20 protein-coding genes are annotated in these 14,494 nt (G+C 33.6%); 10 read left to right on the top strand and 10 right to left on the bottom strand.

The window, feature by feature from the left end:
* Positions 1-676 precede the first annotated feature (676 nt).
* The 6 genes from HCN_RS07365 to HCN_RS07340 all read left to right on the top strand — a co-directional run bounded on the left by HCN_RS07365 (position 677) and on the right by HCN_RS07340 (position 6,773).
* Entirely contained in the window at positions 677-856 is a 180-nt protein-coding gene (locus tag HCN_RS07365; RefSeq protein ID WP_014667107.1) for an uS13 family ribosomal protein, read from the top strand.
* 502 nt (positions 857-1,358) lie between these two features.
* Positions 1,359-2,378 (top strand): DNA adenine methylase, encoded by a 1,020-nt coding sequence (locus HCN_RS07360; protein WP_014667105.1) that lies wholly within the window; start codon positions 1,359-1,361, stop codon positions 2,376-2,378.
* Complete coding sequence (locus HCN_RS07355) at positions 2,363-3,280, top strand: DNA adenine methylase (RefSeq protein ID WP_014667104.1); 918 nt, start codon at positions 2,363-2,365, stop codon at positions 3,278-3,280. The genes HCN_RS07360 and HCN_RS07355 overlap by 16 nt, the downstream gene beginning before the upstream one ends.
* 160 nt (positions 3,281-3,440) lie before the next feature.
* On the top strand, positions 3,441-5,258 hold the full coding sequence (locus tag HCN_RS07350) for an AlwI family type II restriction endonuclease (RefSeq protein ID WP_014667103.1): 1,818 nt from the start codon (positions 3,441-3,443) through the stop codon (positions 5,256-5,258).
* Positions 5,259-5,504: 246 nt separating this feature from the next.
* Entirely contained in the window at positions 5,505-5,942 is a 438-nt protein-coding gene (locus HCN_RS07345; RefSeq protein ID WP_014667101.1) for a hypothetical protein, read from the top strand.
* Between the two features lie 123 nt (positions 5,943-6,065).
* The gene (locus HCN_RS07340) at positions 6,066-6,773 is read left to right on the top strand and encodes a hypothetical protein (RefSeq protein ID WP_041309536.1); all 708 of its coding nucleotides are present in this window, start codon (positions 6,066-6,068) and stop codon (positions 6,771-6,773) included.
* A 93-nt stretch (positions 6,774-6,866) separates the two neighbouring features.
* Here HCN_RS07340 and HCN_RS07335 read toward each other — a convergent pair whose 3' ends face one another.
* The gene (locus tag HCN_RS07335; RefSeq protein ID WP_014667099.1) at positions 6,867-7,166 is read right to left on the bottom strand and encodes a hypothetical protein; all 300 of its coding nucleotides are present in this window, start codon (positions 7,164-7,166) and stop codon (positions 6,867-6,869) included.
* A 480-nt stretch (positions 7,167-7,646) separates the two neighbouring features.
* On the opposite strand from HCN_RS07335, the gene HCN_RS12115 reads away from it, so the two are divergent.
* From HCN_RS12115 to HCN_RS07325, 4 genes are all read left to right on the top strand, one after another.
* Complete coding sequence (locus tag HCN_RS12115; protein WP_014667098.1) at positions 7,647-7,925, top strand: hypothetical protein; 279 nt, start codon at positions 7,647-7,649, stop codon at positions 7,923-7,925.
* Positions 7,903-8,379 carry a toprim domain-containing protein gene (locus tag HCN_RS12110; RefSeq protein ID WP_232501857.1) on the top strand — a complete coding sequence of 159 codons (477 nt, stop codon included), beginning with the start codon at positions 7,903-7,905 and terminating at the stop codon, positions 8,377-8,379. Before HCN_RS12115 ends, HCN_RS12110 begins: the two co-directional genes overlap by 23 nt.
* Before the next feature lie 23 nt (positions 8,380-8,402).
* Positions 8,403-8,585, top strand: coding sequence for a hypothetical protein (locus HCN_RS12105; protein WP_014667096.1), 183 nt, complete (start codon positions 8,403-8,405; stop codon positions 8,583-8,585).
* A 239-nt stretch (positions 8,586-8,824) separates the two neighbouring features.
* Positions 8,825-9,133, top strand: coding sequence for a hypothetical protein (locus tag HCN_RS07325; protein WP_014667095.1), 309 nt, complete (start codon positions 8,825-8,827; stop codon positions 9,131-9,133).
* A gap of 240 nt (positions 9,134-9,373) precedes the next feature.
* Here the strand turns inward: HCN_RS07325 and HCN_RS07320 are convergent, their stop codons facing one another.
* From HCN_RS07320 to HCN_RS07285, 9 genes are all read right to left on the bottom strand, one after another.
* Entirely contained in the window at positions 9,374-10,849 is a 1,476-nt protein-coding gene (locus tag HCN_RS07320) for a hypothetical protein (protein WP_232501856.1), read from the bottom strand.
* Positions 10,850-10,871: 22 nt separating this feature from the next.
* Positions 10,872-11,069 carry a hypothetical protein gene (locus HCN_RS12100; RefSeq protein WP_014667093.1) on the bottom strand — a complete coding sequence of 66 codons (198 nt, stop codon included), beginning with the start codon at positions 11,067-11,069 and terminating at the stop codon, positions 10,872-10,874.
* Positions 11,066-11,515: a hypothetical protein gene (locus HCN_RS07315; RefSeq protein WP_230197802.1), complete on the bottom strand. Its 450-nt coding sequence runs from the start codon at positions 11,513-11,515 to the stop codon at positions 11,066-11,068. The genes HCN_RS12100 and HCN_RS07315 overlap by 4 nt, the downstream gene beginning before the upstream one ends.
* A gap of 252 nt (positions 11,516-11,767) precedes the next feature.
* Entirely contained in the window at positions 11,768-12,082 is a 315-nt protein-coding gene (locus HCN_RS07310) for a hypothetical protein (protein WP_232000231.1), read from the bottom strand.
* 59 nt (positions 12,083-12,141) lie between these two features.
* Positions 12,142-12,294 (bottom strand): hypothetical protein, encoded by a 153-nt coding sequence (locus HCN_RS11665; protein ID WP_014667091.1) that lies wholly within the window; start codon positions 12,292-12,294, stop codon positions 12,142-12,144.
* Between the two features lie 135 nt (positions 12,295-12,429).
* Positions 12,430-12,792: a hypothetical protein gene (locus tag HCN_RS07305; protein WP_002955302.1), complete on the bottom strand. Its 363-nt coding sequence runs from the start codon at positions 12,790-12,792 to the stop codon at positions 12,430-12,432.
* Positions 12,793-13,027: 235 nt separating this feature from the next.
* On the bottom strand, positions 13,028-13,354 hold the full coding sequence (locus HCN_RS07295; RefSeq protein WP_002955300.1) for a Rha family transcriptional regulator: 327 nt from the start codon (positions 13,352-13,354) through the stop codon (positions 13,028-13,030).
* Positions 13,354-13,650, bottom strand: coding sequence for a hypothetical protein (locus HCN_RS07290; protein WP_002955299.1), 297 nt, complete (start codon positions 13,648-13,650; stop codon positions 13,354-13,356). The genes HCN_RS07295 and HCN_RS07290 overlap by 1 nt, the downstream gene beginning before the upstream one ends.
* 434 nt (positions 13,651-14,084) lie before the next feature.
* Complete coding sequence (locus tag HCN_RS07285) at positions 14,085-14,432, bottom strand: hypothetical protein (protein WP_014667090.1); 348 nt, start codon at positions 14,430-14,432, stop codon at positions 14,085-14,087.
* Between the last annotated feature and the right edge of the window lie 62 nt (positions 14,433-14,494).

The raw sequence follows: 14,494 nt of genomic DNA, 5'->3' as shown, positions 1-14,494 counted from the left end.
ATTTTGATATTTAAGTCAGGAATTGATATGTCAATCCCTTAGCTTGATGCCTTAGCCTGTAAAATTCCCCTCTCTCATTTTCTAGAAACTCCCCATCTATTTTAGTTTCAAGCCTTTCGAATAGGGACTCTATGGGATATTTTTCAAACTCAATAATATGCCCAAATGGTGTGAGGTGATAAAAAAGCAAGGAGTGTATATGGTCTATAATTTGAGTGTATGCTTGCTGCATATTAGAACGACTATAGTCCTTTAGATCATATCTTTCAAGAATTTCATCAAGTTTTTCTTGAACCCTTTGAGAATGCTCCACAGCTTGTGGATTGTCTAGCGCATTAGCAACTTCTTCGCTAAAAGGTCAGTATTTGTAGCTTTTGAATTTAAGTCCTATAAACAATGTGCCGTGTTCTTTGAAATATTCAAGCTCTAGCAGAAAGAGAATCTTTTGGTAAAGCCTTGCCTACAACCGCTCATTACTCTTGTGGCGAAGATATGAAACAGCTTCATCAAGTCTTTGCTCTGTAACATTATCTAATTGCATTCCTGTCCTTTTTTAGGCGTTTGTAGATTATAATCTTGTATTCTATCATAAAATCATCCTTTTTATCCATTTGAATCCAAATCATAGATTCTGCTATAATCTCACTAAATAAAACCAACAAAGGAGTAACCAAATATGTGGATTGTATTTTTTGCAATAGCAGTCTTTGGATTAGTTATAGGCTCTTATATCTATGGCTATTCTCAAACTCGCAGCACCTATGTAAGAAAACATAGAGATCTTACAGAAGCTGAAAAACTAGCTATTAGAGAAATGGTAGGTAAGGCTACCTCTTGTTTTAATATCATATATTAGCAAGATATACAAAAGCAACATAGACAAGTTAAAGAAGGCTCATATCAGTTTGGCTCTCTACCTTTTATGGTTTATGAGAATATGGAAGTTCAAGCAAAAGATAGACTTGCTAAGATGATTATTGAAAGAGATAATACACACAAGGAAATTTTCGCAGAATTTTTAAAGCAATATCAGCAAAGACCTGTTGCTCATTCTTAATTGATATTGCAAAAAAGAGTTGTTTGTGGATAAGAGTAAGACATCTTAAAGTTTATTTGAAAAGGGTTTTAGGATTCTGCTATAATCCACTCATAGTAAAACCAACATAGTGGAGCAAAAACAATGACAATATCAACACAGATTTTGAGTCAGGAATGTGAAGTTCAAGATGCAATATCCACGCCATTTGTTCCACAGTATTGTGCTTTTTCCTCAAGTATTGTCATAAAAAAAACATAATGTTTAACACCCTCAAAGGCAAAAATCTTGCTTATAAACGCTACGCTGGTGGTATAGAAATATGAGTATCTTAACCACCTTTAACATTAGCTCTCGCCGTTATCTAGGTAACAAGACCAAACTATTGCCCTTTATCCAAAATGTAGTAAAAAACAACTGCAAGGGCATTAAATCTGTTGCCGATATATTTTCAGGTACAGGCTCGGTAGCTAGTGTTTTTATTGATAAGACAGTTTATACAAACGATATTTTGCAAAGTAATTATATAGGTAACCTTGCTTGGTTTAGCCCACAAGGATTTGACCGCAAGAAAATAGAGCAAATTTTAAGAGATTTTAACACTTATGATAAACTAGAAAATAACTATATGACTGAAAATTTTAGCAACACTTATTTTAGCGATAAGGTATGTTCTAAGATAGGTTTTGTGCGTGAAAATATCAATAACCTAAAAAACGACAATAAGCTAAACGAAAAAGAAAGTGCAATACTTATTACTTCCTTGTTGTACGCAATGGATAAGATAGCTACTACTTGTGGTCATTATGATGCATATAGGAAAGGTGTAAAACAAGCTGATAATCTAATCCTTGCAGTGCCACTTGTAAGCAATAAACTAAACCCAAATAATCGCTGTTACAATCAAGATGCAAATGATCTAGTTAAAGAAATTTATACCGATTTGGTCTATCTTGACCCACCTTATAATTCTAGGCAATATAGTGATGCTTACCACTTGTTAGAAAATGTTGCTACTTGGCAAAAACCACAAGTGTTTGGTGTGGCTCGTAAAATGGATAGAACACACATGAAAAGCAAATATTGTAATAGCAGTGCAAGCGAAGCATTTATGGACTTAATCGCAAATATTAATACCAAATACATATTGCTTTCGTATAATAATATGGCAGCAAAAGGCAACGACCGTTCAAATGCTAGAATCAGCGATGAAGTTATTATGGAAACACTAGGTAAAAAGGGTAAGGTGTCTGTGTTTTCGCAAAAATTTAAAGCATTTAGCACGGGTAAATCAAACATACAAGACAACACAGAAAGGCTTTTTTTATGCAAAGTCAGCTAATATCTTCGCCATTAAATTATACTGGTGGCAAATTTAAACTGCTGCCACAAATACTGCCACTATTTCCAAAGAAAATTGATACCTTTGTAGATTTGTTTAGTGGTGGCTGTAATGTGGGACTTAATGTAAAAAGTAGGCGTGTTGTCTATAATGATATAAATGATAGATTGATTAATTTATGTAGATTTTTTAAGGGCATTGAATCCAAAAAGGCAATAGAACAAATCTGTGATATTATCGCAAGATACGAACTTTCAGTGGTTAGTAAGTATGGATATGATTTTTATAAGTGTGATAGTTCAAAGGGGCTTGGCAAGTATAATAAGAGCCGTTTTTTAAGACTGCGCAGTGATTTTAACACTATGAGCTACAATGCCACTGACTACTATTTGTTATTCTATGTAATGATTGTTTATGCCTTTAACAACCAAATCCGATTTAATGCAAGTGGTGAGTTTAATCTGCCTGTTGGCAAGCGTGATTTTAATGCAAAAATGGAGCAAAAGCTAGTCAATTTTATAGATAGAATACACGAGCAAGACTGCTTTTTTACTTGTGTTGATTTTAGAAACTACGATATATCAAAGATTAATGAGAACGACTTTGTCTATATTGATCCTCCTTATTTAATCACTTGTGCGACTTACAACGAAAATGGCGGTTGGGATGAACAAGACGAGAAAGATTTACTAGTTTTTTTAGACAACCTGAATGCTAGGAAAATAAAATTCGTTCTTTCAAATGTACTAACGAGCAAAGGCAAAACAAATGAAATACTAAAATCTTGGCTAGACAATCGAGCATATAAAACACATCATCTGAACCATAAATATTCAAACTCAAATTATCAAATAAAAGATAAAACCTCGTTTAGTGATGAAGTTTTGATTGTGAATTATTAGGGAATAAATGTTATGTGTGCCCAACTTTTGCAATTAATTTTGACCACAAAAAAAACACTCTATGGCAACAGAGGAGAAAAATGACTAGGACAGAATTTAGTAGCTGGTTTAGAGAGCTTAATAAAGAATGTGAAAAAAAATCTAATTAATGAGGTGTTCTGTGGGAAAATTTAGCTACAAGAGTTATTGTTGGAATTTGGGAACTACAAGTTTTAGAACTGAAAATTTTAATAGAACCATTGAATTGCAACTGGATTTGCTTGACAGGTTTTGGAAGTTACCACAAAATCAAAGCAGAAACTGGTCTGAAAGAGAAACGCAAGAAAGTTATTACGATTTTTTAAAAGAAAACAACTTTGTCAAAGGCGATGCAACACGCAAGGATAAGGATGCAAGAGAAAAGGTCTTTGGGCTTTATGAAATTGGATTAATTAATAAGGATAGAAAACTAACAAATGCAGGAATAAAGGCTTTACGGATTAGCCAAGGCGGTGATTTTAGCAAAGATAATGCACTTCAAATCTCAAAAGATAGCTTTTTGTATCTAAAACAGCTTTTAAAGACAAGTTCGGCTATTGACAGCGAGATAGTAAGACCGCTTATTATAACACTTTATATCCTTAGTAATCACGGCTTTTTAAATGACAATGAGTTTATATATTTACTTCCGCTTTGCACTGATAAAGATCATACACAACTAATCTCAAACAGCATATCGGCTTTACGCAATAACGACATAAGCATAGATGAAATCATAATAGACCGTCTTTTATCAATGCAAAACTACAAAGAAGCATTGGAATGGTTTTTATCGCTTGCAAGTATTAGTGTTGATGAAATACTTGAAATAGGTATGAATAGAAAAAGCTCTAAATATGACATACCTTACTATGAAGCATACTTGGCTTTAAAAAATGTATTCTTGGATAACAACAAAGATGAAAGTTCTCTTTTGGGCTTATTTACGGCGATTAAGAAACTAAAATTAAAAACTTGGTGGAACAACTTTATATTTGCTGGTAATATATCAGAAAAAAAGATAAAGCGTGAGCTAGGTGGCGTATTAGCCACTAATATTTTTAGCAATATTACGGATAAAGTAGGGTTTAGAACTGCCTTTTTTAAGATAATGCACCTATTTAAAGCAAAAGCGACACTAAAAGATTACTTTGACTTAAACCGCAGATACTTTGGACTTAGTGATATATTCTTGTTTAGAGACAGCAAAGTAGAATTAGACATAATACCAAAACACTTTTTTAATGGCACAATACAAGAGCTATATAGTGAGGCATATTTACCTAGCACTGCATTAGAAAGCGATTGTGAATTGCACGAAATTTCATCGGCTCTAAAACTAGACGATAATACAATAATCAACTCAATCAATAGCGAGTTTAGGCTAAATATTTCTAATCTTGTTGAAGCTATGGACGAATACGATAGACAAAGATACATAAGGTTCAATAAGCTAATAGATGAGAAATTTAGCGACACAAAACTTATAGAACTACTTAATCAATTTGAGAATAGGGATGATAGCAATATAAAAGAGTATATCACAAATAACGCTGACATACCTACTATGTTTGAGTATGTGCTTGGCATTGCGTGGTATAAAATTAGTGAAAGAAAAGGCAAGATACTAGACTATATGAAATTATCTTTAGATGCTGACTTCTTTCCAAAATCTCACGCAGCAGGTGGCGAAGCTGATATTGTATATGAGTATAATGAAACAGCACACTATCCAAAACATATATCGTTGCTTGAAGCAACTTTGGCAGATAAGACAAATCAAAGGCGTATGGAATTAGAACCTGTGTCAAGACATTTAGGTCAGCATCTATTAAAAACAGGCAATAACAACTCGTATTGTGTGTTTGTAACTACACATCTAGACATAAATGTCATAAGTGATTTTAGAAACAGAAAAATACTGCCTTATTATGCACTAATAATAGTTCAAAGCGTGTAAAAGGTATGAAAATTGCAACATTAGAAAGCAAGGAGCTTAAGTCTATTATAGTGAATAATAAGAAATACAGCGAGTTATATTCAATATTTGATAAAGCATATAAGGCAGATTTGAACGAGCTAGAAGCTGATGAGTGGTATCAAAAATATATAGTCGAGAAATTATAGTATTTTACCCATTTGAATCTAAATCATAGATTCTGCTACAATCTCACTAAATAAAACAAAACATAGAAAGGAGCTAAAAATGGGTTTTGGAGATTTTGCAATGGGATACTTAGTAGGACAAAGTTTTAGTGGTCCAAATCATATTCCAGATGGTAATACACCTTATAGTGAATGGAGTAGCCAAGCTAAAAAAGATTTTCAAAAGATTTGTGATGAAGCATACTGGAGAGCTTGGGATGAGGCGTGTAAGAAAAAGGTAATTGAGAGGTTGAGGAATCCGAATGGTGATTTACGCTTTTCACCTGTGACTTACCCTGATATTCCCAAAAGGAAGTGGGCGGATTTAATTGAGAGTGGAGAAGTTAAGATTGTTGCTCCAACACAAGGCTCTGGAAGTGGATTAAATTACATTTGGACCGATGAAACAAGGGAAGAAGCTCAGAGGGAAGGATATAAACAAGGAGGTAGTTATGTCAAAAGTATCATCGCGAATGGAACTTATAGGATAGTTAATTAACACACCTTATCATTTTTAGGAGTTTTTAAATGAAAAATAAAGCTACACAGAACCAATTAAATATGTGGGATACATTGTTGCTAAATTTAAAAACGATTGGTTGAGACTATGATATACAATACGATGCAACTTGAGGGTTATAAGTTTTATTTTTCAAAAGAAAGGATTGGTAGTTACGAAAGTGTTGAGCAACACGATCAGAATTTGCATCTTATTTCAAAAATAAGCATACATCTTGGTATATTTGAGTTATTTTTTAGAAATAGAATTGACAATTTTCTTAGGGATCAAACAGAAAATGATGAATGGCTTATTGATTTAATCAATATTTTTGAAAATATAGAACCTGATGATATGACAGAGATTGAAAAGAATATGTATCGAGATCTTAAAAAGATAAGAATAAAACATAAAACACACGCACAAATAGTTTCAAGCTTATCATTTGGGTTTTGGGTCAATCTTGCAAAACTATTAATTTTTGGCTGGGAAGGACACAATATCGCACAAGCAAGTTATACAGAGATGCTTGATGTGTCAAAAATTAATTTAACAAATTATTCGCGTAGAAACAGAAATCCATCGGATAACAATTTAAAACTTATTTTGGTCATCAGATTAATACAACACATAAGAAATAGAGCATTTCATTGGGAGAATCTTTTAAAAACTAATAAAAATAACTGCGGAAAGATATTGCCAAACATAACAGCAAAAGAACAAAACAATTTAGTAGGGATATTCCCAATAAAAATAGAAACCTTTCTTCAAGATGTTTTGAAATGTATTGATAAGAGATTGATAGGCTTAACTGAAAGAGCCCTCGGTTAGTCTGCTGACAACCAAGGGGTGCGGATATAAGACATCCGAAAGTCGGCGTAATTGTACGCAAAATCTTGAAAAATGTCAAGATATATGCTTTAGTTACGGTCGGGTAACATCTGGTCCAAACGCTCCTCCCGTTACTCCCCCTCCAGCATCGCCACCAAGCTTTTTATCCACATGTTTTCTAGCCTGTGGGCTTAAAGCATTAAACTGCCTATTTAAACTATTCTGCGTTGCTAATCCTTTATTATAGCTTCTTTGTGCTCCAAGCCAAGTTTTCTTAGCTGCAGCTTCACCTGCTGTGCCTATTGAACTCATATATGCAGAATGTGCTGAAGCCATATCAGCTCTAAGCTGTCCTAAACCACCACCAGCATTAAATGAACCTAGTTTATCCATATAAGCATTAGCACTAGATACAGCAGAAGCTGCATTTTTAGAATTAGCTGCTAGACCATTAGGGCTCTCATCAAAGAAGGCTTTCTTGAAGCATTGCCCCTCTTATTAGAGGTGCTTGAATGATGGGATAAATACCATCTAAACGACCTCAAGCCCGGGACACCGGAGCAAGAAGAGGCGGTGCAAAAGGGCTTTGAAACCGGAACTATAAAAAGATTCCAAAAGGAGTCTTTTTGTGAGTAAGCGGTAAGGCATCTCAAAAGTGTTGGGCTTTACGAAGTTCAATACAATGGAAAGCCATATCGCTATGGCTCCTCATGGATTTATTCTTCAATTCCTGAAAAGGATTTGAAGAGAATTCAAGAGATAATGGAAGGGTAACCTTTTATATCTCTAATTAAGCCCGGCGGTGGGGATTTTTACATGTCCCCACAGGGCGTGTAATTTTCCCTTGTAGTTGGTAATTGTTAGGAGGTAACAATGGAATCAACAAGAGAGCAAACAGCTTCAGCTTTAATGAGCCTTGGCTATAGTGTTCTCCGTTCTTGGCAATTTGCCATAAGAGAGGAGAGGACGCCCAGTGCCTTTATTAATCAGAACGGTCATATACATGACTTTGGTTCTGGTTGGCACGGGGATTTCCCCTCCTTTCTCCAAGAGTTTCATGGCTTTCATAATATTGGCGATGCCATTCGTGAAGCACAGAGGCTCTTGGGGATGGAAGTTTCCTTTAATTTTGCGGACTTTGACAAAAGCTAGCAAAAGAAAAAAGGAGGGCTTCATTGATGGGAAATGGTTAGAGCAATATCGCTCCCACAGAAAAACGCACTTTGAGGCTTATTCAAAGCTTCTTGGGGTGTTGATGCCATCGGTGAAGTCAGCAGAAAAAAGGCGTGAGATTGCATTGCGGTATGATATTGGTTATCAGCCAGCAGGTAATTTTAAAGGGAAACCCTTTCCAGAACGACTAATTATGCCCATTCGTGATGAAGCAGGCAGAATAGTTACTCTATGGAAATATAATCCAACACTCGCTAAACACGAGCGGTTGCGTTATACAAGGGGCAGAAGAAGGAGTACATTTAATTTATCCGACTTGCTTAAGTATAGAGAATCTCCACAAGAACCTATCTTTATAGTTGAGGGCGAGAAAGATGTGGTTAATGCTGTGGCACATGGCATTCGTGCTATTACGCATGGCAGCGCGAGCTAAGTATATTTAAAGATATCCGCCTAATGGTGGTTGGGGATTACGATGAAGCTGGGAAAAACTTCAATGCCGCTATCAAAGAGCAGCTTGAAGCCCACGCTAAAGCCGTGAGTGTGCTTGATTGGAAAAAGTTTCTCGAGTCAAAAGGCAGAGCGGATCTTTTGAAAAAAGGATTTGACTTGAGCGATTGGCTCGAGAAACGAAACTAGCCTTTTAAGGCTAGGAATATTCCATAAAGGGATTTTTTTCTATCCCTTTATGGGGCAGGACAAATCTCTTTCTGGAGTGTTATCACTCTAGGGCAAATATTTGTCCTTGTAGCATAGAAATGTGTTGCTAAAAAATGGTGCAATATGCTATCAAAGGAGGAAGTATGTCATTCTTAAATATTTCTATAAGGTTATAGCAAGAGCTAGAAAAGTCTTTTAATCAAGAGGCTTGTAAAGTATTGTTGGCTTTAGCCGAGGAAATCTATAATGCTAATACAAACAAAGCTCAAAAAATCTTTGAGGATAATAGAGAAGTGCTTGTTTTAAACATTGTAGAGAGAATGAGAGAAGTATTTGTAACACGGGAAGAATTCGATGCAAAAATCGGACAGCTTCGAAGTGAGATGCAAGCAGAGTTTGCAAAAATTCGGCAAGAAATTGCTGAAGTGAAAGCTGAACTAAAGCAGGACATCGCTGAAGTTCGACAGGAGCTAACAAACACAAGAAGATATCTTGAAAAAGAAATCTCTAGTGTTCGCTCCGAGTAGCGGCTACCATTTAAATCTTAATATTTTAGCATATAGCATAGAATGATAAAATAGCACACCTCAATTTGTTCCAAATTTGTTACCATTTATTTTTGTTCCAACTCATTTTGATTTTTTTGCATTGTTTTACGGCATTGATTTTGTCATTTATGAGATTACAGATTCATGAGCCAAAAAAATCTTATGGTAAAATTACAAGTGAGAAAAATGGCGTTAAAGATTTTTTTAAATAATTTTTGTTTAAAATCCTCTCCATCCCAAAAAAAAACAAAATATGTGTAAAGTTTGCCCTCTATCATCAGTAAATAAATTAAACTCCAAATCTTGCTTGACTTGTTGGTCAGCACTTCCCATTTCCTCTCTAGCTTCTCGTTCTGCTCCATTGTTATTATTTGAATTTTGAGATTTTGATGAATTTGTATTAAAAATAGCATTATTTGTTCTTTTAAGTTCCTGTGGAATATTTGCTTGATTAAATTCTTTTTGGATTGTTTCATTGCTAGGTAAATCGCTAATGTCTTTAGAATCTGAAAGCTTATCGGCAAATTCATCTTTACTTGTAGGATTTGTTTCGCTATTTTGTTTGCCTGCTTGCTTAACTTGAGAACTTGAAAATTCGTTTGATTGTTGTCCATCATCTCTAGTTGTCGCATAATCTCCTCGCTTGTCTCCTGCATTATTGTTTCTATATGGTCCTCTATCGGTCTTGGAAGTTGAAATCTCTTTTGACTTTGAAGCAAATTCTCTCTTTCCTTGCTGTTGTTCTCCATTTGGCTGTATATTGTTCCTATCAAGCTGTTGAAATAATCCGCTTTCTCCTCTTGTAGATTCAAGTTCTCCACCTTGTTCTTCATTTCTAAAAGCACTTCTTGCTTCTCCTCCATTAAATCTAGGATTTGTGTGATAATTTTGTGTTGCTTTCTTTTCAAGTCTATTTGTGCTTTCCCTAGGATTTTGTTCTCTTTTTGCACTGCGTAAAGATTCCAAAGTTCTTTGAATAATACCATTTGTAAGTTGGGATTGCAGTAAAGTGCTAACCCTTTGCTGATATTCTCTTGCTCTTGTGATAGTTTGAGATTCTGTGATAACAGGTTTATTTCGTGATGAAATGTTGCTAAACTCTTTAATTTCTTCATCGGTTCGTTCATTTGTTCTGCTTTGAGTGTTTTGAGATTTTCGTTCGCTTCTTTCCACTCCTTGCTTATTTTGCCTATCATCTCTTGCGTTACTTCCGCTTCGCTTAAGATATTCTCCATTTTGCCCATCTCTACTCTCAAATCGTCCATTTTCTCCAAAAGATTGCTCATTTGTAATGTTCTCTTTGGGAGTAAATTTCTCGTAATCCTTTCTAGCGTCTTTAAAGATATTCTCTTTTGTAGAATCTTCTTGGGCAAATCCATTATTGCGTAAATCTCCTGTGTCATTTTGCCCTCCGCTTTCAACACTTCTTGTGTAAGTCTGTGAAGATTCTCTTTTAATTTGTTGATTTGGCTCTCTTGTATTTCCTCTTGCTTCATCAATTTCTGCAATTCTTGCATTATTCTCTCCTAAATTTAATGTATTATTCTGCGATTTTAAAGCATTAAAAATCTGTTCAAAGTTGTTTTGCCTTAAAAAATCTTCTAAGTCATCAGATTCTTTGATTTGTTTATTTTCATCTAAAGTTACAAAAGAAATTCTTTTAATATCTTCAAAATAACTAAAAACAATCTCCACATTATATTCTTTTATTATTTCCTCAAAGTAAGGTTTTTCTCCAAACTCTGTAAAAAAATTCTTGTTTTCTAGCCGTATCAAAAATAAAGTTTTTAAAAAAATTCAAAGAAGAGTTTTTACTCTCTTGGTTAGAAAAGTTTCTAAATTTTTCTAAAATATTTTCAATATCCTTATACAACACTGCAAAATTATTATTTTTTGAATTGAAAAGAGTATTCATTTCTTAATCCTTTTATTGTGCCTTGCCTCATCTTGTTTGTTATTATGCTTTGTATCTTCTTCCTCTTGGATTGAAATTTCACTTGCTCTTGGGAGATTTAGAATCTCTTGTTGTTTGGCTTCTAAATGTGCTAGTTTCTCCTCTAAAGAGAGGTTGCGAAAGTGAGATTTATTAGAATATTCTAAAGAGGCTTCGTTTTGTGATATAATGCTTTGAGGATTTTTGCCAAAGTCTTGGTTAGCAGTGTATTTAATCTGCAAGTCAGAGGGCTTAGAGACTTCTCCGCCCGATTCTAACATATCAGACGCACCAGCAACTTCACTGCGTTGAAATCCTTGATTATAGATGACTTTTGACCTTTGTATTTCATTTTTAATGTTATTAAATTTTCTCCTTGTATGACTTGCATAAATCCATTCTCCATCATAGTTTTTTGCAACACTCATAAAATAACGATTTTTATCCTCATCTATAAATTCTTTTATGAATAAAATGCCTTGATGATTATCCAATACAAGATTTGGTTATTCTAATGTTGGTCTAATTTTATCAATAAAATCTATTCTGCCTTTTTAGATATTCTTTTACTTCGTCTTTTAAGTGAGGAATAAAATCTTGGTTGAAATCTTTAAGTCCAAAAGTTTCACGCCAAAGAGATTCTATTTCATATAATAATTTTTGAGATTACTCTTTATTCATTATCTCTTCTTTCTCACTATTGCATTTCTCTCAAGTTGTGCAGATTCTAATTCCTCTATCTTTTCAATCGCCTCATTTTCTAATTTATCATAAATTTTATAGGCACTATCTTCAAAAGATTCCATTACTTCTTTATTTAAATGAATAAATTTAGATTCTACTTTTTCTAGTATTTCACTGAATGGGACATTGTCAAAAAATGCAGGGTTACTTTGGGCAACTTCCAAGTGAAAATCTCTTGGAATATGTGAGAAAGAATAAAGAAAATAATTGTTAAAAGAATTTTTATATCGTTCTACATAATCGGGGAGCAAATAAAGAATATTGCTTTCATAGGCATAAATATCTTTTAAAAATTGCTGTTCTGTTGTATTTAAATTGTATCAAAGGATTTTTCAAACACTTCTTTTAATTGAGTTTCTAGTCTATCTATAAAATGATTATGATATTGTGTTCCTAATTTTTGTAAGTCTTGTTTGAAATTTTTTTCCATAAGCCTAAAATCAATATAATCTCTCACTTCCATTTTATCTCCCTTATCTGCGCCTTACTTTATGGGTTTGGAATTGTTGATTGGAATCTTGTTCTTTGTTTGGTGATGTATTATCCTTATTTTTCTCAAAAAGATAGTCTCTCAAATCCACTCCAAAGGTAGTTTTATCTATGGTTGTTTTTCAAGCAGTAAAGCTGCTAAATTCTTATCGATACTATCAATAAGGCATTGCTCATCTTGATTTGTAGCTTTATGTAATTTAATACACTCATTTTCATAATGCTCATCTCTTGCTTGTTGAGATTCTAAAACTAAATCCAAGAACTCATCTCTTGTGTTTTCTAGGTTTAAAATATGCCAATTACTCTTATCACTCGCATAAATGGCATATCTCATACTTAATCCTTGAGGAAGTAACACAGCAGTATTGAACAAGACAAACTCTTTATCATTATTACCAGCATAACAATCATAGAATTTATACTTTATACCCTTTTCCTCAAATGTTTCTTTAGCTTCCCAAATGGTCATACTCTACTCCTTAAAGTTGTATTCACTTACAAAAATATATTTTATAAACACTATAATTTTGAAAATAAATACAATAGCCCCGCAAAGCGAGGCAAAAAGCTACATTCTTGGTCGGTTTAGCTTGCTGATATTATCACCCACAAAGTCTCCTTGGGTAGAGTTTTGAGTAGCTTCTTGTTCTTTTTGCTGCTCTTTTGCTTTTTCTACTTTAGACATAAGGTTATCTATGTTGCCTTTATGCTTTTGCGTCCTCTTGTGTTCTCTCTTCAATGACATTTCCATCTTTGTCTTTTTTGTCATAAATAGCAATAAATGAAAAGCCATCACGAGTGAGTTTATAACAAGGCAAAGTTCTACCTGTGCTATCTTTATATTCACTCAGCGGAAAATTCCGCTCAGTAAAATCTTTAATTTCTTCATTTGTTAATTTTTCATAAATTAATTCTAATACATCAGCGTGCCTCTTCTCAAACACATTCGCTATATCTAAACTTGTGCAGAAGATTTGCTCTCCTTGCTTTTCAAATTGAATGCTTTTATTGTTGATAACAATATCTTTCATTACTCATTCTCCAAAATAATTTTTGACTTATATAGCCTGAAAAGCTCTTTAAATTCTAAATCACTCATCTGCAAAAATTTCATAATACGAGAATAGTTCAAGGCATCAAATGTATCTTTATAAAAAAGCTTGAAGCATTGCAGTAAAAAATCATAGCCATAGCGATAAACATATTTTAAAACTTCGTTTTGCTCATCAACAAAGCTTTCTAAATTCAGTCTAAAAGCTTCATCATAATAAATTTTAAAAGTTAAATCCTCTAGGAAATCTTTAAAAAATATACGGCTATCTTCCAAGCTTTCAGCCTGAAAATTTATATCAATTAAAACTGCAAATGTCCCATAAATAGCAAGATAGTTTTCATATTCATAAATGGAATCAAAGATTTTTGGATAATCCTTGCAGATTCTAGCGTTGATGCGAATAAAATGTATATTACTTTCACTAAATACACTAAGCCAATAAGGCTATTGGCTTTCTACAAAAGCATAATTAATGTTTCTTATGATTTCATTTTTATTATTTTTTAAATATTTATCAAACTAATTTGCTTGTCTAAAAAGCTAAATTTCTTTAATTTAGTGCCTTTAGGCTTGATAGTTGAGTAGAAAGTGAAGTATTCTTTAATCGTCTGCATTTTTCATCTCCTTTTCCTAAAAACTTTTGTCTGTGCATCTTGGGATTGCAGATTTTCATAATAAACTTTGATTTTAGGATTCTTAAATTCCATTTATTTGTTAAAGTTTCTATCAGAATAAAAAGATATAATTTGTTCATTAGATGGGTGGAAGGTGGTAGATGTGTGCCCCTGCCCATCTATCCTATCTACAATAGTCCTAAATCTTATACCCTCTTTATTCTCCCATTCATAAATCTTTGCTCCTTTTTCATCAATGAAAGGCTTGCTAAAGTTTTTTAAATATTCTCTTAGGGAATGTCCTATGTCTAAAAGTTCTTGTAGTTTTATTTCGCCCTTGCTATTCTCTTTCAAATGCAACTTGATATGTTCCGCACCTCTGCCCTTATCTCTTCTTTCAAGATGAAATCCTTTCACATACATCGCAATATATTCAATCACAGCATCTTCAATAGCTTCAATATCTTTGAGAATGGGCGTAGCTTTTTTGTCATTAAAGGTTA

Origin of the sequence: Helicobacter cinaedi PAGU611 (genome assembly GCF_000284635.1) — a bacterium.
Lineage (GTDB): Bacteria > Campylobacterota > Campylobacteria > Campylobacterales > Helicobacteraceae > Helicobacter_C > Helicobacter_C cinaedi.
Note: the sequence above shows the minus strand (reverse complement) of the source record. Positions and strands in the feature narration are given on the sequence as shown.

What these genes read in the sequence shown, in the direction of transcription:
- HCN_RS11665 (WP_014667091.1), bottom strand. Translation starts at nt 12,294, where the DNA reads ATGGAAGTGAGAGATTATATTGATTTTAGGCTTATGGAAAAAAATTTC.
- HCN_RS12105 (WP_014667096.1), top strand. Translation starts at nt 8,403, where the DNA reads ATGGTGGTTGGGGATTACGATGAAGCTGGGAAAAACTTCAATGCCGCT.
- HCN_RS12115 (WP_014667098.1), top strand. Translation starts at nt 7,647, where the DNA reads ATGGAATCAACAAGAGAGCAAACAGCTTCAGCTTTAATGAGCCTTGGC.
- HCN_RS07340 (WP_041309536.1), top strand. Translation starts at nt 6,066, where the DNA reads ATGCAACTTGAGGGTTATAAGTTTTATTTTTCAAAAGAAAGGATTGGT.
- HCN_RS12100 (WP_014667093.1), bottom strand. Translation starts at nt 11,069, where the DNA reads ATGAATACTCTTTTCAATTCAAAAAATAATAATTTTGCAGTGTTGTAT.
- HCN_RS07305 (WP_002955302.1), bottom strand. Translation starts at nt 12,792, where the DNA reads ATGACCATTTGGGAAGCTAAAGAAACATTTGAGGAAAAGGGTATAAAG.
- HCN_RS07345 (WP_014667101.1), top strand. Translation starts at nt 5,505, where the DNA reads ATGGGTTTTGGAGATTTTGCAATGGGATACTTAGTAGGACAAAGTTTT.
- HCN_RS07360 (WP_014667105.1), top strand. Translation starts at nt 1,359, where the DNA reads ATGAGTATCTTAACCACCTTTAACATTAGCTCTCGCCGTTATCTAGGT.
- HCN_RS07295 (WP_002955300.1), bottom strand. Translation starts at nt 13,354, where the DNA reads ATGAAAGATATTGTTATCAACAATAAAAGCATTCAATTTGAAAAGCAA.
- HCN_RS07315 (WP_230197802.1), bottom strand. Translation starts at nt 11,515, where the DNA reads ATGAGTGTTGCAAAAAACTATGATGGAGAATGGATTTATGCAAGTCAT.
- HCN_RS07335 (WP_014667099.1), bottom strand. Translation starts at nt 7,166, where the DNA reads ATGGATAAACTAGGTTCATTTAATGCTGGTGGTGGTTTAGGACAGCTT.
- HCN_RS07355 (WP_014667104.1), top strand. Translation starts at nt 2,363, where the DNA reads ATGCAAAGTCAGCTAATATCTTCGCCATTAAATTATACTGGTGGCAAA.
- HCN_RS07365 (WP_014667107.1), top strand. Translation starts at nt 677, where the DNA reads ATGTGGATTGTATTTTTTGCAATAGCAGTCTTTGGATTAGTTATAGGC.